Source organism: Leifsonella bigeumensis (genome assembly GCF_039537265.1).
Taxonomy (GTDB): Bacteria; Actinomycetota; Actinomycetes; order Actinomycetales; family Microbacteriaceae; genus Terrimesophilobacter; species Terrimesophilobacter bigeumensis.
Window position 1 is genome coordinate 216,796 of the sequence record NZ_BAABAE010000001.1, and the last position, 24,169, is coordinate 240,964.

At 67.8% G+C, this 24,169-nt stretch carries 21 protein-coding genes; 3 read left to right on the forward strand and 18 right to left on the reverse strand.

Features of this window, described 5'->3' with window-relative positions:
* Position 1: 1 nt before the first annotated feature.
* From hemC to hemE, 5 genes are read right to left on the reverse strand one after another with little or no spacing between them, the layout of a single operon-like run.
* Positions 2 to 913 carry a hydroxymethylbilane synthase gene (hemC, locus tag ABD678_RS01100; protein ID WP_344752852.1) on the reverse strand — a complete coding sequence of 304 codons (912 nt, stop codon included), beginning with the start codon at positions 911 to 913 and terminating at the stop codon, positions 2 to 4.
* Positions 910 to 2,010: a ferrochelatase gene (locus tag ABD678_RS01105; protein ID WP_344752853.1), complete on the reverse strand. Its 1,101-nt coding sequence runs from the start codon at positions 2,008 to 2,010 to the stop codon at positions 910 to 912. Before ABD678_RS01105 ends, hemC begins: the two co-directional genes overlap by 4 nt.
* Positions 2,007 to 2,675, reverse strand: coding sequence for a hydrogen peroxide-dependent heme synthase (hemQ, locus tag ABD678_RS01110; protein ID WP_344752855.1), 669 nt, complete (start codon positions 2,673 to 2,675; stop codon positions 2,007 to 2,009). Before hemQ ends, ABD678_RS01105 begins: the two co-directional genes overlap by 4 nt.
* On the reverse strand, positions 2,672 to 4,021 hold the full coding sequence (locus ABD678_RS01115; protein ID WP_344752856.1) for a protoporphyrinogen/coproporphyrinogen oxidase: 1,350 nt from the start codon (positions 4,019 to 4,021) through the stop codon (positions 2,672 to 2,674). Before ABD678_RS01115 ends, hemQ begins: the two co-directional genes overlap by 4 nt.
* Positions 4,018 to 5,079 (reverse strand): uroporphyrinogen decarboxylase, encoded by a 1,062-nt coding sequence (hemE, locus tag ABD678_RS01120; protein ID WP_344752858.1) that lies wholly within the window; start codon positions 5,077 to 5,079, stop codon positions 4,018 to 4,020. The genes ABD678_RS01115 and hemE overlap by 4 nt, the downstream gene beginning before the upstream one ends.
* 44 nt (positions 5,080 to 5,123) lie before the next feature.
* Here hemE and ABD678_RS01125 point away from each other — a divergent pair, with 44 nt between their 5' ends.
* Positions 5,124 to 6,332 carry a glutamyl-tRNA reductase gene (locus ABD678_RS01125; protein WP_344752859.1) on the forward strand — a complete coding sequence of 403 codons (1,209 nt, stop codon included), beginning with the start codon at positions 5,124 to 5,126 and terminating at the stop codon, positions 6,330 to 6,332.
* 13 nt (positions 6,333 to 6,345) lie between these two features.
* On the opposite strand, the gene ABD678_RS01130 is transcribed toward ABD678_RS01125, so the two are convergent.
* The 6 genes from ABD678_RS01130 to ABD678_RS01155 form a co-directional block, all read right to left on the reverse strand.
* Positions 6,346 to 7,362, reverse strand: coding sequence for an NAD(P)/FAD-dependent oxidoreductase (locus ABD678_RS01130; RefSeq protein ID WP_344752861.1), 1,017 nt, complete (start codon positions 7,360 to 7,362; stop codon positions 6,346 to 6,348).
* Complete coding sequence (locus ABD678_RS01135) at positions 7,359 to 7,889, reverse strand: isoprenylcysteine carboxyl methyltransferase family protein (protein WP_425561937.1); 531 nt, start codon at positions 7,887 to 7,889, stop codon at positions 7,359 to 7,361. The genes ABD678_RS01130 and ABD678_RS01135 overlap by 4 nt, the downstream gene beginning before the upstream one ends.
* Positions 7,886 to 8,932: a type III polyketide synthase gene (locus ABD678_RS01140; RefSeq protein WP_344752864.1), complete on the reverse strand. Its 1,047-nt coding sequence runs from the start codon at positions 8,930 to 8,932 to the stop codon at positions 7,886 to 7,888. The genes ABD678_RS01135 and ABD678_RS01140 overlap by 4 nt, the downstream gene beginning before the upstream one ends.
* A gap of 38 nt (positions 8,933 to 8,970) precedes the next feature.
* Entirely contained in the window at positions 8,971 to 10,398 is a 1,428-nt protein-coding gene (locus tag ABD678_RS01145; RefSeq protein WP_344752866.1) for a lipase maturation factor family protein, read from the reverse strand.
* A 28-nt stretch (positions 10,399 to 10,426) separates the two neighbouring features.
* Positions 10,427 to 11,851 (reverse strand): phytoene desaturase family protein, encoded by a 1,425-nt coding sequence (locus tag ABD678_RS01150; protein WP_344752868.1) that lies wholly within the window; start codon positions 11,849 to 11,851, stop codon positions 10,427 to 10,429.
* A gap of 76 nt (positions 11,852 to 11,927) precedes the next feature.
* Entirely contained in the window at positions 11,928 to 14,267 is a 2,340-nt protein-coding gene (locus ABD678_RS01155) for a hypothetical protein (protein WP_344752870.1), read from the reverse strand.
* Positions 14,268 to 14,410: 143 nt separating this feature from the next.
* On the opposite strand from ABD678_RS01155, the gene ABD678_RS01160 reads away from it, so the two are divergent.
* The gene (locus ABD678_RS01160; protein ID WP_344752872.1) at positions 14,411 to 14,776 is read left to right on the forward strand and encodes an RNA-binding S4 domain-containing protein; all 366 of its coding nucleotides are present in this window, start codon (positions 14,411 to 14,413) and stop codon (positions 14,774 to 14,776) included.
* A gap of 73 nt (positions 14,777 to 14,849) precedes the next feature.
* Here the strand turns inward: ABD678_RS01160 and ABD678_RS01165 are convergent, their stop codons facing one another.
* The 4 genes from ABD678_RS01165 to ABD678_RS01180 form a co-directional block, all read right to left on the reverse strand.
* Complete coding sequence (locus ABD678_RS01165) at positions 14,850 to 15,797, reverse strand: nucleoside hydrolase (protein WP_344752874.1); 948 nt, start codon at positions 15,795 to 15,797, stop codon at positions 14,850 to 14,852.
* 26 nt (positions 15,798 to 15,823) lie between these two features.
* The gene (locus ABD678_RS01170) at positions 15,824 to 16,666 is read right to left on the reverse strand and encodes a carbohydrate ABC transporter permease (protein WP_344752876.1); all 843 of its coding nucleotides are present in this window, start codon (positions 16,664 to 16,666) and stop codon (positions 15,824 to 15,826) included.
* Between the two features lie 3 nt (positions 16,667 to 16,669).
* On the reverse strand, positions 16,670 to 17,548 hold the full coding sequence (locus ABD678_RS01175) for a carbohydrate ABC transporter permease (RefSeq protein WP_344752878.1): 879 nt from the start codon (positions 17,546 to 17,548) through the stop codon (positions 16,670 to 16,672).
* Between the two features lie 67 nt (positions 17,549 to 17,615).
* On the reverse strand, positions 17,616 to 18,899 hold the full coding sequence (locus tag ABD678_RS01180) for a sugar ABC transporter substrate-binding protein (protein WP_344752880.1): 1,284 nt from the start codon (positions 18,897 to 18,899) through the stop codon (positions 17,616 to 17,618).
* Positions 18,900 to 19,096: 197 nt separating this feature from the next.
* Between ABD678_RS01180 and ABD678_RS01185 the strand changes: the two genes are divergently transcribed.
* Positions 19,097 to 20,380 (forward strand): alanine racemase, encoded by a 1,284-nt coding sequence (locus tag ABD678_RS01185; RefSeq protein WP_344752882.1) that lies wholly within the window; start codon positions 19,097 to 19,099, stop codon positions 20,378 to 20,380.
* 10 nt (positions 20,381 to 20,390) lie between these two features.
* Here ABD678_RS01185 and ABD678_RS01190 read toward each other — a convergent pair whose 3' ends face one another.
* The 3 genes from ABD678_RS01190 to ABD678_RS01200 all read right to left on the reverse strand — a co-directional run bounded on the left by ABD678_RS01190 (position 20,391) and on the right by ABD678_RS01200 (position 24,169).
* Positions 20,391 to 21,386, reverse strand: a complete 996-nt coding sequence (locus ABD678_RS01190) for a LacI family DNA-binding transcriptional regulator (protein WP_344752884.1) — start codon at positions 21,384 to 21,386, stop codon at positions 20,391 to 20,393.
* An 88-nt stretch (positions 21,387 to 21,474) separates the two neighbouring features.
* Positions 21,475 to 21,807, reverse strand: coding sequence for a mannitol dehydrogenase family protein (locus tag ABD678_RS01195; protein WP_344752886.1), 333 nt, complete (start codon positions 21,805 to 21,807; stop codon positions 21,475 to 21,477).
* A gap of 94 nt (positions 21,808 to 21,901) precedes the next feature.
* Complete coding sequence (locus ABD678_RS01200; RefSeq protein ID WP_344752888.1) at positions 21,902 to 24,169, reverse strand: heavy metal translocating P-type ATPase; 2,268 nt, start codon at positions 24,167 to 24,169, stop codon at positions 21,902 to 21,904.

Sequence of the window (24,169 nt, forward strand, 5' to 3'; positions counted from 1 at the left end):
ACTACCCTCCGAGCGGGGCGAGCTCTGCCGCCCCCGCCGCGAGCAGCTCGTCGGCGATGCGCCGCGCGAGCTCGTCGGCGGGTGCCGGGGTATCCGCTGGGTAGAGAGCATGGGAGCTCGTCAGCAGGCTGCTGCCGTCGAGGCTGTAGACGCGCGCCGAGGCGAACAGCAGCCCGCCGTCGAGCATGGCGGTCACACCGACCGGTGCCGCGCATCCGGCCTCCAGTCGGGCGAGGACCCCGCGCTCGGTCTCGACGATCAACCGGGTGGCCGGGTGGTCGAGGGCCGCCACGAGGTGCTCCTCCCCAGCGCGGACCTCGAGCGCGAGGGATCCCTGGCCGGGTGCCGTCGGCCACTCCGACAGCTCGAGCAACTGTGTGGCGGCGTCGAGTCTTCCGAGCCGGTCGAGACCCGCCGCCGCGAGCACGACCGCGTCGAGGTCGCCGGTCGAGACGCGCCCGAGACGCGTGTCGACGTTGCCGCGGATGTCGAGGGTCTCCAGGTCCGGCCGGCGAGACAGCAGCTGCGCGCGGCGTCGCGGCGACCCGGTCCCGACCCGTGCCCCGACCGGCAGGGTCTCCAGGGTGAATCCGTCCCTGGCGCACAGGGCGTCGCGCGCATCGGCCCGCTTCGGCGTCGCGGCGACGACGAGGCCGGGAAGCGGCGAGGTCGGCAGGTCCTTGAGCGAGTGGACGACGATGTCGCACTCCCCGGCGAGCAGAGCCTCGCGCAGCGCCGCCGCAAACACCCCTGTCCCCCCGAGCGACGCGAGGGATGCCGTGCTGCGGTCGCCCGCCGTCGTGATCTTCACGATCTCGACGGGCTCGCCGCTCCCGCGCGTCAGCCGGTCGGCGATCTGGCCGGTCTGTGCCATCGCGAGGGCGCTCGCGCGCGTGCCGATGCGGAGGGTCACGGTGCGATCCCTGCGACGGCCGGCTTGAACCCGGCGCGGATGTTCTCGCAGCACGCCGGACGGCAGACGTCGTACCACGGGCCGAGGTTCGTCAGGGTCGGCCGCTCCTCATCCGGCGTGCCGCGCAGACGTTCGAGCACGAGGTCGACCAGGCCGGACACGAACGCGTGATGGATGCCGGGAGTCGCGACGCGGATGGCCTCTAGGCCGCGCCGGCGCGTCGCCTGCATGGCCTCGGTGTCGAGGTCCCAGAGCACCTCCATGTGGTCGCTCACGAATCCGAGCGGCACGATCACGACGCCGTCGAGCTTCTCGGTGTCGAGGGCGTCGATCGCGTCGTTGATGTCGGGCTCGAGCCACGGCATGCTCGGCGCCCCGGAGCGCGACTGGTAGACGAGCTCCCAGCTCCCCGGGTGTTCCTGCGCGTCCATGACGACGCGCGCGACCGCGAGGTGCTGCGCCGCATACGCCCCACCCGGGCCGAAGTCGATCTCGCGCGGCCCGCTGCGCTCCGCATCGTCGGTCGGGATGCTGTGTGTCGAGAACAGCACGTGGATGCGGTCGGGGTCGATGCCCCGCTGCGCGAACTCCGCGTAGGCCTCGCGCACCCCCTCGATGAACGGCGTGACGAAGCCGGGGTGGTCGAAGTACTGGCGGACCTTGTCGATGTGGACCGTGCCCGCGAGCCCGGTCTCGGCCAGCGCTCTCGCGAAGTCCTCGCGATACTGGCGACAACTGGAGTACGAACTGTAGGCGCTCGTGACGACCCCGAGCAGCCTCGTGAATCCGCGCTGGTTCGCCTCGAGGACGGCATCGTTCAGAAACGGCGCCCAGTTGCGGTTTCCCCAGAGCACGGGCAGGTCGATGCCGCGCGCGACCAGTTCCGTCTCGATGGCGGCCTTCAGCTGCCGGTTGTGGTCGTTGATCGGGCTGACACCGCCGAAATGGCGGTAGTGGGCGGCGACCGTCTCGAGGCGCTCGTCGGGGATGCCGCGCCCGCGCGTGACGTTGCGAAGGAACGGGATGACGTCATCCTGCCCCTCCGGTCCGCCGAACCCCGCGAGCAGGATGGCGTCGTAGACGGCAGGCTCGGTCACGCCAGGACCTCTGGCAGCTCCGCGAGTTCGATGCGGCGGCCCGTGTAGAAGGGGATCTCCTCCCGCACGTGAAGCCGCGCGTCGACATAGCGCAGGTGACGCATGAGGTCGACGAGGTCGACGAGGTCGTCGGCCTCAAGTCCGAGAAGCCATTCGTAGTCGCCGAGCGCGAAGCTCGCGACGGTGTTCGCGAGGACCTGTGGGAAGTCGCGACCTTTCCTGCCGTGCTCGGCGAGCATCCGCTTGCGCTCATCCTCGGGCAGCAGGTACCACTCGTAGGAGCGCACGAACGGGTACACCGTCAGCCAACGCTTCGGCTCGGTGTCCCGAAGGTAGGCCGGGAGGTGGCTCGCGGAGAACTCGGCGTCGCGATGCACCCCGAGCGCGTTCCAGGTCGGCAGGAGCGTTCTCAGCAGCGGCGATCGGCGAAGCTCGCGCAGCGCCCACTGCAGTCGCTGCGGGTCCGGTCCGTGCAGCCACACCATGAGGTCGGAGTCCGCCTTCACGCCTGAGGTGTCATAGAGGCCGCGGACCACCACTCCTGTCTTCTGCACCGCGGCGAGGCGTTCGGCGAGGTCGTCGACGGGCCCCTCCGCGGTCCTGGCGGGGTCTCGCCGCAGCACCGCCCAGAGGGTGTAACCGAGTTCGGGGGTTTCCGTTGTCATTCTGTGTTGTTCTCCTTGCCTGGTACCACGCTACGACTTTTCGGCTTCGCACTCTCACCGCGACCGCGCGGTCCCCTGAGCGGCCCACCGAGCAACCACCCGAGCAGCCCGGCCGCCTGCGCCCGAGCCTGGGCGACGACCGAGGCGAGCCCGGTCCCCGCGACAGCCTCGCCGACCTGGGCGACACCGGGAACCGGTGGCCGCCGCACCGCGCGAGCCCACTCCACCGTCGCGAAATCGAGGACCTGTCCGGGGCTGAGGCCGACACCGAGCAGCTCGGCGGCATCCGTCCTCGCCACATCCCTGAGGTCGGGAGACGCGCTCTCGTAGGAGAGTCTCACGACGTGCCGGCCGGCGGCGCGCTCGGCCAGCCAGGACCACTTCGCGGTCTGGTGGGTGAGCGCCCTGGCCCTCACCCGGGAATTCCGGGCCACCAGGACGCCGCTGCCACGCGGCGCGGAATCCAGCTCGGCGCTGTCGAGGACGAGGGTCGCCAGCGTGGTCGTGCGCGATTCCGCCGGCGCGACCAGGCCGGGAGCGGCGACCACCACGACACCGGAGAGCAGCCTCCCGCCCACGAGCACACCGTCAGCCCGGACCTCGTCCACGCGCGCACCGAGTCGGATGTCGGCACCGCGTCGTTCGAGGTCGGCCTGGAGTTCGTCCACGAGCCGCACGATCCCGCCTCGGATCCCCGCGACGGCCGATCCGGCGATCGCGGAGCCGCGCAGCGCACGAACGGCGCGCGCGAGGGATCCCTCGGCCGCGAGAGCCGCGAGCAGCCCGGGGGCGACCTGCTCCAGGAGCAGCTCGTCGGGGTGGGTACTGTGCACGCCGCCCGCCACTGGGGCGACGAGCTTCTCGACCACCGAGGCGCCCATCCTGCGGCGCACGAGCTCACCGAGAGTGCGCGAGCTCGCGCCGACCCGGACCGGCAGCAGTGCGTCGAGGCCGGCGCGGATCGCGGCGCGGCGCCCGACGATCCTGGTCACGGCGGCGTCGAACGGGGAGGCGGGGACGCCGAGCAGGCTCGTCGCAGGAAGCGGAAGGGCTCTGCCGTCGCCGGAGTACAACCAGGCTCCCGCCGGTTCCGGTGCGACGATGTCGGGGCCCAGCCCGAGCTCCGTGGCGAGATCTGCGACGACGCTCGTGCGGGTCGCGAAGGCCTCCGCCCCGGCATCCAGCTCGATGCCGCCGACACTGTGGCGCCGCACCTGCCCGCCCAGGCGATCGCCGGCCTCGAGCAGCACCACAGGAACACCGGCCACCGCGAGATCCCGCGCCGCCACGAGGCCTGCGATCCCGCCCCCGATCACGATGCCGCGCCGGGTTGTCGCGGCCGTCACCGTGGGAGGGAGTGCACGAGCTCGACGAGGCGCGTGAGCGTGTCGGGGTCGGTGTCCGGCGGCACGCCGTGCCCGAGATTGACCACATGGGCGGGAGCCGCCCGTCCGGAATCCACGACCTCTCGCACGTGAGCCTCCAGTACCGGCCAGGGTGCAGCCAGCAGCGCAGGGTCGATGTTGCCCTGGAGCGGGGTGCTCCCGCCGAGCCGGCGATTCGCCTCGGAGAGCGGCATCCGCCAGTCGACGCCGATCACGTCCGCGCCGACCCCCCGCATCGCGGCAAGAAGATCGCCCGCCCCGACCCCGAAGTGGACCGTGGGGACGTCCAGCCCGCGAAGGTGGTCGAGCGCGCGCCTGGAGTGCGGGGCGACCCGGCGCACGTAGTCGTCGACGCCGAGCGACCCGGCCCAGGAGTCGAACAGCTGCACGGCGGATGCGCCGGCCTCGACCTGCGCGCGAAGGAACTCCCCCGCCGCGTCGGCCGCCCAGTTCATGAGTGCCGCCCAAGTGTGCGGGTCGGAGTGCATGAGGGTGCGCGCCCGAAGATGATCCTTGGACGGGCCGCCCTCGACCAGGTAGGCGGCGACCGTGAACGGGGCGCCCGCGAAGCCGATCAGCGGCGTGCTGCCGAGCTCTGCGACGGTGAGGGCGACGGCTTCGCGGATCGGCGAGAAGACGTCGGGGTCGATGGGGCGCAGAGCCGCGACGTCCGAGGCGCTGCGGATCGGATGCTCGAGCACCGGGCCGCGGCCCGGCGCGATCTCCACACCGACACCGCCGAGCCTGACGGGAACGACGATGTCGCTGAACAGGATGCCGGCATCGACGCCGTGCCTGCGCACCGGCTGCAGGGTGATCTCGCTTGCGAGCGCAGGGTCGAGGCAGGCATCGAGCATGGCGACGTCCGTGCGCAGCGCCCGGTACTCCGGGAGGGAGCGCCCGGCCTGCCGCATGAACCACACCGGGAGGGTTTCCGGCCGTTCGCCGCGGAAGGCGCGGATCAGGGGAGAACTCTGCGTCCTGCCGTCGACCAGGGGGTGTGTTGGGGGAAGAGCCACGGGAACAGCTTAGGCATGCAGAAAGTAGTTCTACACTGGACGGCGTGCTCCTCTGCGTCTCCGTCAGTCACCGAAACGCGGAGTTCGAGTACCTGGAGCAGCTTGCGGGTTCGGCATCCGCCGCCCTGTCCGGCCTCGGTGGACGTTCCGATGTCGACGGTGCGATCGTGCTGTCGACGTGCAACCGGTTCGAGGTCTACCTGGATTCCGAGCTCCGGGATGCCATCCCCATCATCGCCGAGACGGCGGGGGTCGACGCCCGGGCTCTCCGCGAACACGCGAGCGTGTTCCACGGGGAGGATGCCGCCCGGCACCTGTTCTCCGTGGCATCCGGGCTCGAATCCGTCGTCGTCGGGGAGGAGGAGATCTCCGGCCAGGTCGGCAGGGCCCTGAGCGCGGCGCGAAGCAGCGGCGCGGCATCCTCATCGCTGGAGAGACTGTTCCAGGCGGCCGCGAAGACGAGTCGCGGGGTGAAGACCCGCACCGAGCTCAGCACGGCCGGCCGCTCACTCGTGCGCCTCGCCCTCGACCTCGCCGCGAGCCGCTTCGCCGACTGGTCCGACCTGACCGTGCTGCTCGTCGGGACCGGGAGGTACGCCGCGACCACCGTCGCAGCCCTGCGCGAGCGCGGCGCGAGCCGCATCGTGGTCTTCTCGGTGACGGGGAGGGAGACCTCCTTCGCCGTGAGCCACGGGCTCCGGGCGGCGGGAGATCTCCGCACCGAACTCGCCGCCGCCGATCTCGTCGTGACCTGCACCTCGCACGAGGGATATGTCGTCGCGGCAGAGGATCTCGAAGGAACGCATCGCACTCTCGTCATCGATCTCGGGCTTCCGCGCAATGTCGATCCGAACGTCACGACGGTCGACGGCGTCGACCTCCTCGACCTCGAGACGATCAGCCTGCACGCTCCGCTCGCGGAACTCAGTTCGACCCAGGATGCGCGCGAGATCGTCGGAAGCGCCGCGTCGGCGTTCGCGGCGGGAGCGGCCATCGCCCCGGCGGTCGTCGCACTGCGGGAGCATGTGCTCGCCGTGCTCGCCGCGGAACTCGAGCGGCGCCCCGCGAGCTCCGAGACCGAGGCGGCCCTTCGCCATTTCGCCGGAGTCCTGTTGCACGGGCCGTCCGTTCGGGCCAGGGAACTCGCGGTCGAGGGCCGCTCCGACGATGTCGCCCTGGCGCTCGACGCCCTGTTCGACATCCGGCTCGAGGATGCGCCGGCCGAGGCCGACCCCCAGGCGGAGTGCGCCTGAGCTCCTCCGGCCCCTATCGGGCCAGGCGCTCGACGATCGCGCCGTAGACGTTCGGCAGGGCGCGGGCCAGCGGCACGATCGTGGGCCGCAGCGGTGAGGCGCCGAGCGCGACGAGACCGACCGTGAGCATCCGGAAGTCCCGGGTCGCCCTGCGCCATTCCCGCTCGTACCTCTTCGGCTCATCGGCGACGATGCAGTCGATCGCTGCGCGCGCCTGGGCGAGCCCGACCCGGATGCCTTCCCCCGTGATCGCGTCGACGTAGCCCGATGCGTCCCCGACGAGCAGCACGCGTCCGGCCGTTCTCGCTCGAGTGCGCTGCCGGAGCGGACCGGCCCCGCGCGTGCTCGTGGTGACCGCCGCCCCGTCCAGCCGTTGCGCGAGCGACGGCACCGCGTTGACCGCCGCGTCGTAGTCGGTGTGCCGGGGTCCGAGCACGGCGACGCCGACCTCGAGGTCGCCGACCGGCGTCACGTACACTTCGGCGCTGCCCGTCCAGTGCACTTCGACGAGGTCGTTCCAGGGTGCGACCGCGAAGTGCCGGCGCAGCCCGAATCGCCGCGGTCCGCGCGTGCGAGCGGCGAGCCCGGCCAGCTCGCGGACCGTGGAGTGCAGGCCGTCGCACCCGAGCATCCAGCGCGCCTCGATCCCGGCGGCCGCGACCGAGTCCGCGGACTGCTCGTACGCGTCGACCTTCCCGACCATGCGATCGACTCCGACCTCCTCCGCGCGCTCTGCGAGCGCCGCGTGCAGGATCGTCCTGCGCACCCCGCGGCCGACGCCGTGACGGAAGCCGTGATCGGCCCGACGCCCACCGCCCCGGTAGCTGATGCCCGCGAGGCCGTGGCCCTGCGGGTCCACCCCGAGACGCGCGAGTGCGGTGACCGCACCGGGCATGAGGCCTTCGCCGCAGGCCTTGTCGATCGGGCCGGTCCGCGGCTCGACGACCGTCACGGAGAGACCCGCCATCCGCGCCTCGATCGCGGCGGCGAGGCCGATCGGCCCGCCCCCGACGACCAGCACGTCGATCATCGCGCGAGGCTCGCGAGTGCCCGGTTCTCGGTCGGGATGCGGAAGCCGAGCAGCAGAACGGCGTTCAGCACCGTGAACGCGAGCGCCGTGATCCACGCCGTGTGCACGAGCGGGAGTGCGAACCCTTCGACGACGACGGCCAGGTAGTTAGGGTGACGCAGGTTCGGATGCCGCAGCCAGCGGTATGGACCGCGCGTCACGAGGTGCAGCCCGGGCACGACGATGACCCGCGTGTTCCATTGCGGTCCGAGCGACGCGATGCACCAGTACCGCAGCGCCTGGCTGAGCAGGACGAGTGCGAGCATGGGCCATCCGAGCCAGGGCAGGAACGGCCGGCCGGCGAGGAACACTTCGGCGAGACAGGCGAGAAGCAGCCCGCTGTGCAGGGCGACCATCCACGGGAAGTGCCGTTTCCCGTACTCGACACCGCCCTGGGCGAACGCGGTCCGCGCGTTGCGGGTGGAGATCACGAGTTCGACGATGCGCTCCGCTCCCGTCGCGAGGACCAGGGCGAGGTAGGCGATCACGGCCACTCCAGGAGCACGAACTCCGCCCCGACGCCCGGGCCGAGCGCGAAGAGCAGCCCAGGGGTCCCGCTCGACTGCGGGCCGGCATCCGCGAGCACGTGCAGGACGGAGGACGACGAGAGGTTCCCGACCTTCTCGAGCGACGCCCAGCTCAGGTCGAAGACCTCCCTTGGGAGGCCCAGGGAGTCGCCGAACGCCTCGAGCACGCGGGGGCCGCCGGGATGCGCGATCCAGCACCCGACGTCGGCGAGCACGCGGCCGTTGTCGGCGAGGAACGAGCGGACGTCGGCGGGGAAGTGGCGTGCGATCAGATCGGCGACCCCGGCCGTGAGCACGATCTCGAAACCGCTCGCCTTCACGTTCCAGCCGATGACGTCGCCCGTGTCCGGGTAGAACGCGCTGCGCGTGTCGAGAACGCGCGGGCCGGCCGCCTCGAGCCCGCTGCCGACCATGACGACTGCGGCGGCCCCGTCGCCGAACAGCCCGGTCGCCACGAAGTTCGCCATGGTCTCATCCGCACGCCGTAGCGTGAGGGAGCACAATTCGACGCTGATCAGCACCCCGACCTCGTTCGGATGCCCGACCAGGTAGTCGTGCACGCGCGCGATGCCGGATGCTCCCGCGACACAGCCGAGCCCGAACGACGGAAGGCGCTTCACGTCGCTGCGCAGGCCCAGCCTCGGGATGAGGAGTGCGTCGATCGACGGCGCGGAGATCCCGGTCACGGACGTGAACAGCACGAAGTCGACGTCGCTTGCCGCGAACCCGGCCTGCGCGAGCGCGTCGCCGAGCGCGCGCTCCGCAAGGTCGGTCGCGACCCCGATGAAGATGTCGTTCGTCTCGTCGAACGGCCCGAGCTCCCGGTACTGCTCGAGCGGGAGGGCCGTGTGGCGGGTTCCGATGCCCGTCGCGGCATGCATCCGTTCCAGGACCGCGCGCCGGGCCGGATCGGAGGAGATGAGCGGGGCCAACTCACGAGTGATCTCAGCCTGTGAGTAGTTGTACTCGGGCAGAACCGGTGCGACGGCTGCGATCCGCGTCATTCGCTGAACGTAGCACGCGTGGCTTACCGCTGCGCGTGCTACGGCAGTGACACGGGAGGAATCACCACGCGGGGCTGGTCCCGCATCCACCACAGTCCGGTCCTGCGTTTCTCGGCCCGCGTCGCGAAGCGATAGTGGAAGGTTCTGACCCGCACCCAGCTCGGCCGTTCACCGTCGAACGGGTCGACCCGCAGCATCCGCAGCGTCGAGCGGTCGGCCTCCAACAGCTTGCCGAGGAAGGCGTAGAACCACTCCTCCCGCACCGAACCGAGCGGCAGGAACCACATGAGCCAGTCCAGCCGCAGGTGGTACGGGGCGAACTGCCGAGGCATGCGCGCCGGGTCGCCCGGCTTCCCCTTGAACTGATACTCGCGCCACTCGGCGGTGTCGTCGGGGGACGCCTCCAGGGTTCCCTCCACGATCACCTCGATCCGGCGACGGGTGACGGTGCCGAAGGCGCCGTACGCGTTAACCAGTTGCCACCGATTGAAGCTGGCGTTCATCAATTGCCGACGGGAGAACAGGTTCCGGATCGGCCAATAGCTGAGAACGACGAGCAGCGCGCTCACCGCAAGGACCGGCACGAGCCACCAGATCGGCAGGACTGTGCCGGAACCCCCCTCCCGCGGGAGGAAGGGAAGCGCCCAGTGCACGACCGGATCGCTGATCCGGCTGAAGGCCAGCACGATCGTGATCCAGTTCAGCCAGGCGAAGTTGCCGCTCACGACGAGCCACAACTGGGTGAGGATGATCACGGCGGCCGCCGCGCTCGCGATCGGCTGCGGCGCGAACAGGAAGAACGGTACGATCAGCTGCGAGAAATGATTGCCGAGCACCTCGAGCCGGTGCACCGGCTTCGGCAGCAGATGAGCGAAGCGACTGAGGGGATTCGGCATCGGCTGCGTCTCGTGGTGGTAGTACAGCGCACTGAGGTCGCGCCACGCCGGGTCCCCGCGGATCTTGATCATGCCGGCCCCGAATTCGAGACGGAAGACCAGCCACGCGGTCAGTAGCAGGATCGCGGTCGGCGGCGGCATGGCATCCGAGCCGAGGAAGGCGACCGTGAACCCGGCCTCGAGCAGCAGCATCTCCCAACCGAAGGCATAGAACGTCTGGCCGACGTTGACCACCGACATGTACAGCAGCCACAGGGCGAGGAACACGAGCATCGGAACCCAGGGCAGGCCCGACTGGGGAAGGCCGACGACGACGGATGCCGCGAGCGCCACCCCCGTCCAGGCCACCCACCGCAGCAGGCGGTCGCTGTACCTCCAGCGGAACAGCGTCGGCCCACGGAGGAACCGCCTGTGCTCGAGCAGCCGCGGCACGGGCAGAAGCCCGTGCTCGCCGAGGAGGGCGGGGAACTGGGCCGCGGTGGACAGGAAGGCGACGACGAAGACTCCCGCGACGCCCCGCTGCAGCACTTGCCGGGCGATCTCGTAATCCTGGGCGGCGAACCAGTCCACCCGTCCACGCTACGCGCGGTGGCCCGGTTCAGGGAGTGGGGATCTCGATCCCGAACCTCTCGCGGAGAGCCAGGCGCGCGGCGAACCACCCGTTCATACCGTGCACGGCGGGGCCTGGCGGTGTGGCCGAGGAGCAGAGGTACACCCCGTCGATCGGCGTGCGCCACGGACGCGTGGAGACCACCGGGCGTTTCACGAGTTGCCGCAGGCTCAGCGCCCCGCTGTAGATGTCACCGCCGACGTAGTTCTCGTCGTACCGGGAGAGTTCCTCGGCCGATCGGGAGGCCGAGGCCAGGACGATATCCCGGAAGTCGGGCGCGGAGCGCTCGACGGCGGCGGTCACCAGTTCCGTCGCGTCGAGCGTCGAGGCGGCGGGCACATGCGTATAGGCCCAGAGCACGTGGTGCCCGGCCGGTGCCCTGGTCGGGTCGAGGACGCTCGGTTGCGTGACGAGGACATAGGGATGCTGCGGAACCGTCCCCCGCGCCACCGCGTGCTCGGCCGCGGCGATCTCCTCGCGCGTGCCGCCGAGGTGTACGGTCGGCGCGCGCCGAACCTCGGGGTTCGACCACGGCACCGGGCCGGAGAGCGCGAAGTCGACCTTCGCGACGCCGGAGCCGTAACGGTACCGCCCGAGCGCGCGGCGATAGCCGGCCGGCAGGTTGGCGGTCATCAGCAATGCGGTCGAGGTGTCGAGCAGCGTGACCCGGGATGGTTCGAGCTGTGCGAGGGAATCGACGCGTCTGCCGGTCTCCACACTGCCGCCGTGGGCGACCAGGTCGGCGACCAGGGCATCCGCGATCGCCTGGGAACCGCCGACCGGGAAACCCCAGCCGCCCGCGTGCGCGTGCACCGCCAGGAGGAGCCCGGCGCCGGCGGTCGCGAGCGAGGGCTGCCGGCCGGCGGCGTGGGCCGCGACACCGGTCAGCATCGCTCTGGCCGTCTCTCCCCGGAACCTCAGGTCCCACAGGCCGGAGCCCTGCTCGATCGCCCGCAGGCCGAACAGGACCGCCGCGGCCGGGTCGCGCGGGATGCGCAGGAGCTGGGAACCGGTGAAGTCGACGACCCCGTCCGCCCGCCGCAGCAGCGGTCCGAGCAGGCGGCGCCACCGCGCGCCATCCCTGCCGAGCGCGTCTGCGGTCCTGTCGAGGTCGCGGTAGGCGATACCGGCCTCCCCGCCCCGCATCGGATGCGCATAGGAGACGTCGGGGATGATCCACTCGATGCGCTCCGCCAGCCCGAACGCGCGGAAGAACGGCGAGGCGAGCGCCGCAGGATGCACGGCGGAGCACACGTCGTGGCGGTACCCGGGCAGAGTCAGCTCCGCCGTGCGCAGGCCACCGCCGAGCGTCGGCGCGGCCTCGATGACCCGGACGCCGAGCCCTGCGCGCGCCGCCGTCACCGCGGCGGCGAGCCCGTTCGGGCCGCTTCCGACCACGGTCACGTCGATCACGGGTTCTCCAGGCTCTCGGTACCGGTCACCCTGTCAAGTCTGCTGCGGCAGGCCCATCCCGTCGAGAGGCCTCGCGTCAGCAGGCCGGCTTGTCCTCCACGATGCGGCAGAAGGTCAGTGTCCAGGTGTAGACGACCAGACTCTGGGAACCCGGGTACTCCGAAGTGCAGGTGAGCTCTCCGCTGACCTCGAGGCGCGTCTTCGAGGTGTCGAAGACGTCCGCGATGGAGGGGAACGCGCCGCCGGAGCGGTCGGGAGACGTGCATCCCTCCAGGTGCATGGCGACGGGCGGTTCACCGAAGTTGAGGGGCGAACCGCAGTGCTTCCAGACACTTTCGGTGATGGGCTCTCCACCGACGTGCAGGGTCCTCCTCATCGGGATGGTGACCTCGAGCGTTCCACTGTAGGTGCGTACGCCGCAGTCAGGTGGCGGCGGTTCGTTCGTGGCGCCTCCTCCGTCGCCACAGGCATTGCTCGGCGGGACCTTGTAGAGCGGCGGCATGGGCGATACACCGGGTTCCGCATGCGACTTGTCAGCCGAGTACACCACTGGCAGCTCAAACATCCGAACGCCGTGTCCCTGGTCCATCGGGTAGAAATCCTCGCCCATCGGCGTGAACACGACCGCCTGGTCTCCGACGTTGCCCTGCGGGTTGCTCAACAGCAGGGCCGACACTGTGACCGGGTCGGAGGCGAAGGAGACTTCGGCGTGATCCGAAGTCGAGATGATGGTCGTCCCCGGCGTGCATCCTCCGGAGAGCTGCACGTTCCTTCCGTCGTGAAGAGTCATCGCGCCGACCGCGGTGACCTCGAAATCGGCGTCGAGCTTCCAGTCCCGCACGTCGACCGTGCCCGAGTGGCTCAGGATCCTCACCCGACTGAGCATGGTGGGAACGAGGCTGAGCCCGAAGGTGCCGACGGCATCGAGCGCCGCCCACGGCAGGGACATGATGTCCTTGAAGAGATCGTTGTTCTCGAGGTTCGACTCCGCGCGAAGCGTCACGGTCTTCAGGTCGGGCTCCGCCTGCTCGGGAATGATGTCAGCCTGTGGGGCCCCCGAGAGTTTGAACTTCGCCTCACCACTCGAGTTCGTCGTCGCCTGGTTGACCGGCGTGCCACCGCCCTGGCCGTCACCGACCCGCAGAAGTCCCGGTCGGGTGCTCGCGAGATCCACGCTGATGTCCACGGCCGGGCCGCGCGGCGCAGCGGGCAGCTCGAAACCGGCGAACCCCAGGAACAGGTTCAGGCATCCGGCGATCTCGCTCCATCGACCGCTGTTGAACTCGAAGTCGATGGTGAGGTCGCGCACCTCGCCCGGCTGGGTCCTCTTCGTGCGCACGAGGGGGGAGTCCGACATCGAGAAGTCGGCCTCAAGCGCGAACGCCTTCACGACCACCGCGAGGAAGGCGAGGACCAGCCGGGCGGCGGCCATGCCGACCTTGGTGGATATCTTGGTGATGTACGGGTCGAGCACCGAGTCGAAACCGACAGAGTGCGCCTTCGTCACCGCTTTGAGAAGTTCGTCGGTCCACGGACTACCCGTCTCGATGGCGCAGGCCTGCTTGTCCGCCGCCGATGTGGATGCGGTGGTGAAGGCTGCCGGCTGCATGCGCACCCCGGCGTTCGCCGCGGGTTCCGCGGTGACCGCACCGGTCACGGTCAGGAGTTCAGCGGAGAGCCGACGAAGCACCAACCCGATCTGGCCCCAGGTCAGCGCCACCTCGTCGATCGGAATCATCTCCATGTCCCGCACAAGGTATGACGGGTTCAGTGCGTGCATGAAAGCGTCGAATCCGAGATCCGCGCCACTGAAATTCAGGAGGTCGTCGTAAAGGTCTTCCGCAACGTCGCGGCCGGCGAGTTCGGGGATGCCCTCCAGGACGTCGGCGAGATCGACGAGTAGCATCCCGTCATTCGAGGTGCCCATGAGGGCCAGTATCCTGAGCTCGGCATCCGTCACCGGCCACCCGGAGCCGACGCTCCCGTTGACGGTGATCGGTGCGCCGTCATGGCCGGCCACCGCGATCCCGGAAGCGACCAGCAGCGACTGCCAGGCGGCGACAGCCTGGGCTCCTCCCCGTTGTGCGGTCTCACCGAGGGTGACGACCGCCTTCTGGAAGGCGGCAGGGCTGCCGGGCTGGTCCAGGTTCTGCATCTGGGCGGCGTACTCCTCCACAGCGGCGATGTACTCCTCCATCGCAGCCTGGTCGTTGACGTCGGTGGGCGGGGTCGGCGCCTCGGGCTGGGCACCAAGGGCAGGCAAGGGCGCCGGCTCGGGGATCGGCCCGAGGTAGAGCCGGGTGTCGACCGCGGCGTCGCCGGGCTCGTCACCGCTGTTGAAGATGCAGCCGGTGAGCAGCAAAGTGGCGGCCACCACGATCGCCGTCAACTTCATGACGGGCCTGAATCCGACCATTGATTTCCCCGTGCAGTTATCGATGGCCGGAATGGCCCTTATCACTTGATCAGGCAACTTTAGAGTAGGGCAAACGCGCGCGACAAGAGGTATTTTCGCCGATGGGCCATGCGATCGCACGGCGCGGACCATAGGCTCGTTCCATGGCTGAATCGGTACGCGTCGACGCCTGGCTGTGGGCGGTGCGCGTCTTCAAGACCCGGTCGGCCGCGACATCCGGATGCCGTGCCGGCCACGTGCGCGTCGCCGGCGACCGCGCGAAGGCGGCCCAGCCCATCCGGGTCGGCGACGAGGTGCGGGTGAGGATCGCCGGGTTCGACCGCATCCTCACGGTGCAGCGCCTGATCGTCAAGCGCGTCTCGGCCGCGGAGGCCGCCGAGTGCTACGTCGACCTCACACCGCCCCCACCGCCACGCGAGTCCGTACCGCTCGCACCCCGCCGCGACCCGGGGGCCGGGCGCCCCACCAAGCGCGACCGCAGGGAGATGGAGCGGCTGCGGGGGCGTTGACTCCCCCCATTCATCAGGCGACCCGGATTCATGACGTCTTGCAGCCAAAGTGGAGGGACGCGAGCGATGGTTGCTAATTCGGGGTACCGCCGGGACGAACCTCGGTTTCGACCATGTCCGACTTCGCCGCGAATTTTGGCGAACGCAACAGCATCTGGTCGAGCTCAGTGGCGATGTCTTCCGCCCTACGAGTTCTGAACGTGATCCTGTGAGGGCCGGTGGGGTCCTCTGTCCACGTCGTGGTACCGTCCTGAAGCACTTCGACGCGACCGTGGTTCGAGTAGCGGTATCCCGCAGATTCGCCCAGCACCGCGAGACTGACTGTCATCGGGTCCCAACTTCGGCGCCCGACGCCTTTGCCGCAGTACTGTTCGTACGCAGCCGCAACTGGATTGTCCTGCGAATAGTGCGGTGAGAGGCCTGATCCCGTGATGACATCGAACCCCAGCTCCCACCCCAGGAAATCCAGTGGCAGTGGCCAGTGCGCGACGAAGTCGCGGGATACTTCCGCGAAGTCGGTGATGTTCGTCTCCCGACCCACGGGGAACTGTCCGGCCATCACTGTCGTCTGACGAACTTTGCGGATCACAAGCTCCTCGCCGGAGAGATCGGAGGCTGCGTCGGGTGCGGAATGCAACAGTGCGAGCAGATTCTGAAAGTAGCCGATAGAGACAATGATCACCGAGTGGTCCTCCTGTCCGGCGAGTGCGGCCCTGAGAACGTCGACCGCTGGTGCATCCGGCACAGTGCCTTGCGATGTCGTAAAGCGCTCGGCCACAAACTTGGCATAATCACGCGGAAAGACATCGTCAGTCTGCGGGAACATGCCCCCAACCGGGAGCTCGGGGCGGCCGTAGAATTCGTTGACGGCACGCACGGCGCCCACACCGTACCTGCTCGGCGTATTGACGCCGACGCAGAGAAGGTCGATACGCCCCTCATCCGCCAGGACATGGGCTACTGCGAGCGCTCCCATGTCATCGACATCGCAGTACATGTCGGTTTCGATGATGACGGGCAAGCCTCCTGGCTTTCTCGGCATTGCGATTACCCTTTACTTCCTGTTGTGGCGATGGACTGGACGAAGAGACGTTGAGTGGCGAGAAGCACCAGCAACGGGACGATCGCGGTGACGACCCCGGCGAGGAACACCGCCCCATAGGCAACGTTGTATTGTTCGGCGTAGTTTGCGATCGCAATCGGGGCGAGGATGAATTGCGGGTCGGGGGCGATCAGCAACGGCCATAGGTAGGACTGCCACTGGAAAATGAAGATCAGCAGGCCCGCCCCGAGGATCGCTGGCTTAGCCAGCGGGATGTAGATACGGGACATGAGACCGAACCAGCCGAGACCATCCAGTCGAGCTGCCTCCTTCAGTTCCACCGGAATGTTGAGGAAGAACTGGCGCAGCTGGAAGATGGCCAGCCCGTTTCCGATCGCCGGAAGAATGATTCCGAGGTAGCTGTCACTCAGCTTCAAAGTACGGAACATCGTGGACAGCGGAATCGCAATGCTGTCAAACGGGATCAGGAAACTGACGAGCACGATCGCGAAAAGGAGACCACGCCCCCGAAAGTTGAGCGCGGATAAGGCGAAGGCAGCGGGCACGGAGATCGCCAGCCCGAGCGCGACCGTCACGGTGGTGACGAGGACCGAGTTTGCAAGCGCTAGCGGGAACGACGACTCCCACACCACGACGAAGTTATCCAACGTCGCCGGGATGGGCAGGACGGTCAGCCACGTCAGCGGATTCATGTATCGAAAAATGTCGCCAGCCGGTCGGAACGCCGAAACTATCGCCCAGAGCAGGGGAGCCATGGCCAGGAACGAGACCACGATGGCGACGATGGACAGCGCCACAAGAGAAAGCTTTGACTTCACCGGTCGCATCAGTCAGTCCTTCCCGGGAAGGAGGCGGAACTGGATGGAGACGATGACCACAATCACGCAGATCAGCAGGATGGTGCCGGCACTTGCGCCGGTCGAGTCGCCCGTGCTGAATGCACGATTGAATATCTCGTACATGATCAGGTTGGTGGAGTCGGCCGGTCCTCCCTTGGTCAGGATCTGCACCGGCGCGAAGATCAGGAAGTTCGCAACAGTATCTGCCACCAGGACGAAGAGTAGCGGTCGGCGCAACTGAGGAATCGTGATGCTGAAAAACCGCCGAAGCGGCCCTGCGCCATCGACGTCTGCCGCCTCATATAGCTCCTGAGGAATGTCATTGAGGCCGGCAATCAGAAACATCATCCAGAATCCGACACCGACCCAGCTCACGACGAGAACGATGCTGAAGAGCGATTGAGAGGACGAGGTGATGAACGGCTGTGGCGGCAGACCCACCGCCTCGAAGATGGCGTTCAGTGGTCCGTCCGGTCGGAACAGGATCAGCCAGATAACTGCGGACACGCTTTGCGGGATGGCCGCGGGTAAGAACACCAAGGATCTCCAGAGTCCCACGAGTGGGAGCCGTTGATTCAACAGCACGGCGAGGAGCAACGCAATCACGATCTGGAATGGATTGACAATGAGCGCGAAAACTAACGTGACGACGAGCGCGTTCACGAAGGTCGGGTCCTGCAGGATCCTGGCATAGTTCTCCAGCCCGACGAATCCGCTGTCCCCGAATTTCCAGGCCTGAAAGGAGGTATTCAGGCCCTCGGCCAGCGGTAGCAGGCGCAGAAAGACCAGCATCGCTACCGCAGGTGCAAGGAACGCGATGGCGATGGCGCCCTCTCGCCTGAGCAGGCGTTGACGCTTGGATCGGGACATCCGTTGGCTCTCCGCTTCGCTGAGCACGCGTTGGGCGGGCCGGATGGCCCGCCCAACTGTCGTGGTCTTACTGGTAACGCGCGAAGGCGACATCCAACTTGTCGTTGGCCGTCGCAAGCACGGCATCCACCGGCTCACCGTTGCGGATGTCGGCGAATGCCGCATTGATGATGCCCTCAAAGTCGACATAAGCGACGCTCGATGGACGAGCTACGGGGGTGGCCGCGAGCTCACCCTGGATGATGCCGGCAAGATTCGACTGTATTGGTCCGCCTGTGGAGAGGTCAGAGATATACGCCGCCAGACTGTCCTTCTGAATGGGGATCCCATTGAGCTGAACGAGCGAGGCTCCCTCCGGATCAAGCGTGATGTACTTCGCGAACTCTGCGGCGATGTCACCGTGCTCGCTGAATGCACTGACCCCAATCGTCCACGATCCCGTCGGGGTCACAGGAGTACCTCCGTCGAAGTACCCCATCGGAGCGACACCGAAGTCGACGCCGGAGTCGATGAACTTCTGCAGGTGGGCAGGCTCGGCGACAAGATAGGCGAGGTTCCCCGACATGAACTCATCCGGGAGCTGCTCTACTGGAACACCTCGTGGGGAGACTCCATCCGCATAAAGACTTCCGTACCAACCTGCGACCTTCTCCCAGGCCGCGCTCGTGATGTCCGGCGTCAGGTTCCCGGTGCCGGTCAGCCCACTGCCCGCTCCCGCTGACTCGAAGAGCGGCTGCAGTTGGTAGTACCGATCGACCTGCTCGAAGCTGAAACCATACTTCGCCCCTGCGGCTTGGGCCTTTTTCGCGTCGTCAACGATCTGCTCCCACGTCAACCTGTCGGCCAGATCCGCGGATGGCGCTTCGACGCCGGCTGCAGCGAGCAGCGCCTTGTTGTAGAACATCACGTTCGTGGATGTCCACTGTGAGAACGCGTACTGCGCGTCTTCGTATGTCACCTGCTTGAGTGCGAACTCGCCGGTGCTGGCCAGAATCTCATCTCGCGAGTCGGACAGGTCGCGGAGGAAGCCCTGGGCGGCCATGTTGGCGAGTCGCGGTCCGTCGACGGCGATGACATCGATCGACGTGTCCTTGCTCGACAACCGTGCCTGTACCTGGGTGCTCAGGTCATCGAAGGCGATCTGCTGCTCTTTGATGGTCACGCCGGGGTGTGCGTCCTCGAACGCGTCGATGGCGGCTCCCCACAGCGGGTCGGAATAGGCGGAATGAACGAAGTTGAGCTCGATCTTGTCGCCATTGGGCGACTCGCCGGCGGCACAGCCGACGAGAGAGAGAGCGGCGACGCTCGTCATCGCGAGCGCAAGAAGCGCACGCTTACGGATTGCGGACATGGTTCTCCTAACTCTGCTTGGCCCTACGCGAACGTGCGTTCGGTGGGAAAATGCCGGGTCGAACAGCCTCGTTCTCTCATCATCCTGAACGATGCCCGGGTATGTCAGTTTTGGAATCTACTAGAGTAGATAACGTGATGTCAACTGCGGGTCGATGTCCGAAGATCCCACTATTCGCGAAACGCAGGAGGCGGCCGATGAGCTCTCTTCTTCCCGTCGAAATGCGGCGGCTCCGGCAGGAAGTCGTCGATTGGAGATACAAGGGATTTCCCGATCTCGGCGGTGGGACCCTGGAAGAAGTTCCTGAGCTGGGCCTGGACATCTTTACGGGTGGATTCACTTTGCCCATCGTGATGCTCAAAGCAGATGAATTGGCGGGCAATATCGAGTGGATGTCGCGGCTCGCCAAGACTTCGGGCGCATTGCTGGCGCCGCATGCGAAGACCACGATGAGCCCCCAGTTGGTGGAACGCCAGTTGCAGGCGGGGGCCTGGGCTGTCACTGTCGCGAACGTCTCGCAGGCACGGATTTTTCTTGCGTTCGGTGCATCGCGAATGATCATTGCGAATGAGGTCGTGTCCGCCACCGATATCGCCTGGATCGCCGAAACGATGTCGACTCATCCGAACGTGGAACTCTTCGTGCTCGTCGACTCCGTCGACGCGGTAAGGCTTCTGGACTCAGGGTTGGCACCTTCTCTGAAGCCGACTGTGGCCCTTCCGGTGCTGATTGAGCTCGGAGCTACTGGCGGGCGGGCGGGGGCCCGTTCCCTTCCGCAGGTCTTGGCGATCGCGGAGGCCGTGCAGTCGTCCAGCCGCTTGCGGCTGGCGGGCGTCGAGGGCTTTGAGGGTGCGGTGCCCGGCGCGTCCCGGACCGAGGCCACCCCGGGAATAAGCTCGTTGCTTCGAGAGGCAAAGGTGGCCGTTCATGCTTTGTCTGCACGCGGTTTCCTGGCCGATGAGGTGATAGTGACGTTCGGAGGCAGCTCCTACTTCGACATCGTTCTCGATGAGCTTTCGGGACAATGGCTCGAAGGGCATCTCGTCTCGCTTGTACTACGCAGTGGTTGCTACGTGACGCACGATCACGGCCTGTATGCAGCCAACGGGCCGAAGTCCGATGGGCGGCTAGCATCCGGGCTGCAACCTGCGATCGAGGTTTGGGGGTCCGTGTTGTCCTGCCCGGAGCCAGGCCTTGCAATAGCGGGCTTTGGGCGCCGAGATGTCTCTTTCGACGCAGGACTTCCGCTGCCACTACGGTTCATGCGCTCCGGTGGGGAGTTCTCCGCGGGAGACTCTCGAATCGTCTCCATCAATGATCAACACGTCTACGTAAAACTCGACTCCGCGATCACGGTCTTCCCCGGAGATGTTCTTGTCGCGGGGATCTCGCACCCCTGCACGACCTTCGATAAGTGGCGGCTGATCCCCGTCGTCGATAGTCAGTACCGGGTGATCGATGCAATCAGAACGTACTTCTAACACTCGCGCGTCAGGGCTCGGGATTGCACCCACAGCTTGAGCGCACTTCCAGATAGTGGTCGAGCGTGGTGTGCATTTCGAACGAGTCCCGCGGGTCGGTGAGCTTGCGAAGGCACTGCCGGGCGACCTGCTCGTAAGGTACCTGAATCGTCGTAAGCGGCGGACTCGTATAGGCCGACGCAACAGTTCCATCGAAGGAGACGATGGCAACGTCGCGGGGGACATTCAGCCGCAGCACCTGCGCCGCCCTGAGAGCGCCGAAGGCTTGAACATCTGACGATACGAACATCGCGGAAGGTCGGTCAGGGCGATCGAGCAGACGCATCGTCGCGTGATACCCGCCGTCGCGCGAGAACTCGCCCCACTCGGCGAGGCCTTCCAGGTCTCGTCCCAATATCGGTCCCATCGCGTCGCGCCATGCCTGCTGCCGCGCCGTCCGATCGCCCGTGCCCCCGATCAGTCCGATTCGCTGATGGTGGTGACCCTGGAGGTGCTCGATGGCGAGACGAGTGGCACGGTAGTCATCGATGACGACCGACGGCATTCCGTCCCGGGTCAGATGCCAATCCATCGAGACTGTGCGTACTCCCGACGAAGCCAACAGTTCGAGTGTCTCTTCCTCACGAACACCGTATGCCGCGATGCCATCGACCTCGCGAGCCAGCAGCGACTTGAGCTCGGCGATCTCCTTCGCGCCATCGTGTGCGGTGTTCGCGATCATCACGGCATAGCCGGCCTCATAGGCAAGGTCCTGGAAAATCCGAGCGAATTCGGAGTAATACGGATTAGTGATGTCGGTCATCATCAGGCCGAGAACATAGGTTCGCGCCAGCTTCAAGGCACGCGCCGAGGCATTCGGCCGATAGTTGAGTTCTTCCATCGCAGCAAGGACACGCTCTCGAGTGGCTTCGGCGACGGGCCGAGGACCCCTGTTGACGACGTAGCTCACAACTGCAGTGCTGACGCCAGCGAGTCGCGCAACATCCTCGCGATTGGCCCTGCTCATGCCATCACTCTAGAGGTTGCCGCTACTCCAACAGGGCTTCGAGGGCCTCTCCGGCCGTCCCCGAGTGCAGTAGATCGAGCGTCCTCAGCTACGGGCCGACGAAGGACTCCTGCTCTGCAAGGTTTCCGAACAGTTCCGTGTCTTCGATGAACGCCGTGGGATCGTCGTGCTGGCGGCGGGCGGCCGACATCAGCCGTTCCCGTCGTGCGTCGACGATCTGAATCGTTGCGCCCAGTCCGTCGATACCCTCGGCGTATCGTGCCCAGCTCGCGACCACGGCGGCGGAGAGTTCCACGGGGCCGCCAACCGCCGGTTCCGCCCGGACCACCGGAAGCAGGAATGTGGGGATGCGATCCGAGGCCCCGGCGCACAGGCGAGCGAGCGAGTCCCGGATCGCCGGGTTGCGGTACCGCTCCAGCACCACATCTCGTCGTCCGCGGCTCCACCGCCCGGATCATGCCTGAGGGCCGGTGACTCGACCAGATCCCTCGCCTCGATGAGGGACCAGCAGCAGCTCAGGCGGTGCCGCGGAATCGCCGCAGACGCAGGCTGTTGGTGACCACGAACACCGAGGAGAACGCCATCGCGGCACCGGCCAGCAGCGGGTTCAGCAGGCCGAGCATCGCGAGCGGGATCGCCGCGACGTTGTAGGCGAACGCCCAGAACAGGTTGCCCTTGATCGTGCCGAGCGTGCGCCTGGCCAGGCGGATGGCGTCGGCGACGACCACGAGGTCCCCGCTCACGACAGTGATGTCACCGGCCGCGATCGCGGCATCGGTGCCGGAGCCCATGGCGATGCCGAGGTCGGCTGCGGCGAGCGCCGCGGCGTCGTTCACGCCGTCGCCCACCATCGCCACGACCCGCCCCTCCGCCTGGAGCGCACGGATGGCCTCGAGCTTGCCCTGGGGGCTCACGCCGGCCCGCACATCCGCAATCCCCACCGCCGAGCCGACGGCCGCGGCGACCCCGGCGTTGTCGCCGGTGAGCAGAACCGGTGTCAGCCCCAGCCGCACGAAGTGGCCGATGGCGGCGGCGCTGCTCTGCTTCACGGTGTCGCCCACCATGGCGAGCCCGCGGACCGCACCATCCCAGGCCACGGCCACCACGGTCGAGCCAGCCTGCTCCGCGGCGAGCGCCGCATCCCTGATCATCGGGGCGGCCGCGCCGGCCCATTCCCGCTCGATCCAGTCGAGTCGCCCGACGAGCACGAGGCGACCGTCGACGACGGCCCGTGCGCCGTTGCCCGGCTCGGCCAGGAACGATTCCGCCTCTCCGGCCGCGATACTCTGCTCGTGCGCCGCCGTCACGATCGCGCGCGCGATCGGATGCTCCGAACCGTGCTCGACGGCTGCCGCCATCCGCAGCAGTTCGGTCGTATCCCCGCCGTCGGCCGCGACCAGGCCGGAGAGTTCCATCCGTCCGGTCGTCACGGTGCCGGTCTTGTCGAGGACGATCGTGTCGACGCGTCGGGTCTGCTCGAGCACCTCCGGGCCGCCGATGAGGATTCCGAGCTGCGAGCCACGGCCGGTGCCGACGAGCAACGCTGTCGGGGTCGCGAGCCCGAGTGCACAGGGGCAGGCGATGATGAGCGTTGCGACCGCCGCGGTGAAGGCGACTTCCGGGCCGGCGCCGAGCAGCAGCCAGCCGGCGAGGGTGAGGAGGGAGAGCGCGAAGACGATGGGCACGAAGACGGCGGAGACCCGGTCGGCGAGGCGCTGCACCTGGGCCTTGCCGGTCTGGGCGTCCTCGACGAGACGCCCCATCCGCGCGAGCTCCGTGTCGGCGCCGACCCGGGTGACCTCCACAACCAGCCGCCCGCCGACGTTGATCGTCGCGCCCACCACCCGGTCGCCGGTCGCGACCTCGACCGGGGTCGACTCGCCGGTGAGCATGCTCGCGTCCACCGCCGAGGCGCCCTCGATGATGATTCCGTCGGTGGCGATCTTCTCCCCGGGGCGCACGACGAACCGATCGCCGGGAACGAGGGTGCCGATCGGCACGCGCACTTCGACGCCGTCGCGCAGCAGGGCGGCATCCTTCGCGCCCAGTTCGAGCAGAGCCTGCAGGGCGGCACCGGATGCCCGCTTCGCCCGCGCCTCGATGTAGCGCCCGGCGAGGATGAACACCGTGACGGCCGCGGCGACCTCGAGGTAGATCTCGTTCGCGCCAGAGCCGGGCACGGCCAGGAAGTGGAAGCTCATGCGCATGCCGGTCTCACCAGCCATGCCGAAGAAGAGGGCGTAGAGGGACCAGCCGAGCGCGGCGAGGACCCCGACGCTGATGAGCGTGTCCATGGTCGCACCGCCGTGCCGGGCGTTGATCCAGGCCGCGCGATGGAACGGCCAGGCACCCCACACCGCGACGGGGGCGGCGAGGGTGAGCACGAGCCACTGCCAGTGGTCGAACTGGATCGCCGGAACCATCGACAGCAGCACAACCGGAACGGCGAGCACCGCGGAGACGACCAATCGGTGGCGCAGGGGCGTGACCGAGTCGGGCGCCTCGGCGACCGGGGTATCCGTTTCAGCGGTGCGCGGCGGGGCCGGCAGTACGGCCGTATAGCCCGCGGCCTCGACCGCGGCGATGACGGCCTCGACGTTCAGGTCGTCCGGCACCTGCACGCGCGCCTTCTCGGTGGCGTAATTGACGCTCGCCTCGACCCCGGGCAGCTTGTTGAGCTTTCGCTCGACGCGTGTGGCGCACGAGGCGCAGGTCATCCCGCCGATTTCGAGTTCGAGGGCGGGCGCGAGTCCGGCGCCACCGATGGCATTGCTCGGCGACAT

Excerpts from the sequence above, each read along its gene's own strand:
- ABD678_RS01175 (WP_344752878.1), bottom strand. The coding sequence starts at position 17,548 with ATGTCCCGATCCAAGCGTCAACGCCTGCTCAGGCGAGAGGGCGCCATC.
- ABD678_RS01200 (WP_344752888.1), bottom strand. The coding sequence starts at position 24,169 with ATGTCGCCGAGCAATGCCATCGGTGGCGCCGGACTCGCGCCCGCCCTC.
- ABD678_RS01185 (WP_344752882.1), top strand. The coding sequence starts at position 19,097 with ATGAGCTCTCTTCTTCCCGTCGAAATGCGGCGGCTCCGGCAGGAAGTC.
- ABD678_RS01130 (WP_344752861.1), bottom strand. The coding sequence starts at position 7,362 with ATGATCGACGTGCTGGTCGTCGGGGGCGGGCCGATCGGCCTCGCCGCC.
- ABD678_RS01140 (WP_344752864.1), bottom strand. The coding sequence starts at position 8,932 with ATGACGCGGATCGCAGCCGTCGCACCGGTTCTGCCCGAGTACAACTAC.
- ABD678_RS01170 (WP_344752876.1), bottom strand. The coding sequence starts at position 16,666 with ATGCGACCGGTGAAGTCAAAGCTTTCTCTTGTGGCGCTGTCCATCGTC.
- hemQ (WP_344752855.1), bottom strand. The coding sequence starts at position 2,675 with ATGACAACGGAAACCCCCGAACTCGGTTACACCCTCTGGGCGGTGCTG.
- ABD678_RS01160 (WP_344752872.1), top strand. The coding sequence starts at position 14,411 with ATGGCTGAATCGGTACGCGTCGACGCCTGGCTGTGGGCGGTGCGCGTC.
- ABD678_RS01180 (WP_344752880.1), bottom strand. The coding sequence starts at position 18,899 with ATGTCCGCAATCCGTAAGCGTGCGCTTCTTGCGCTCGCGATGACGAGC.
- ABD678_RS01190 (WP_344752884.1), bottom strand. The coding sequence starts at position 21,386 with ATGAGCAGGGCCAATCGCGAGGATGTTGCGCGACTCGCTGGCGTCAGC.
- ABD678_RS01155 (WP_344752870.1), bottom strand. The coding sequence starts at position 14,267 with ATGGTCGGATTCAGGCCCGTCATGAAGTTGACGGCGATCGTGGTGGCC.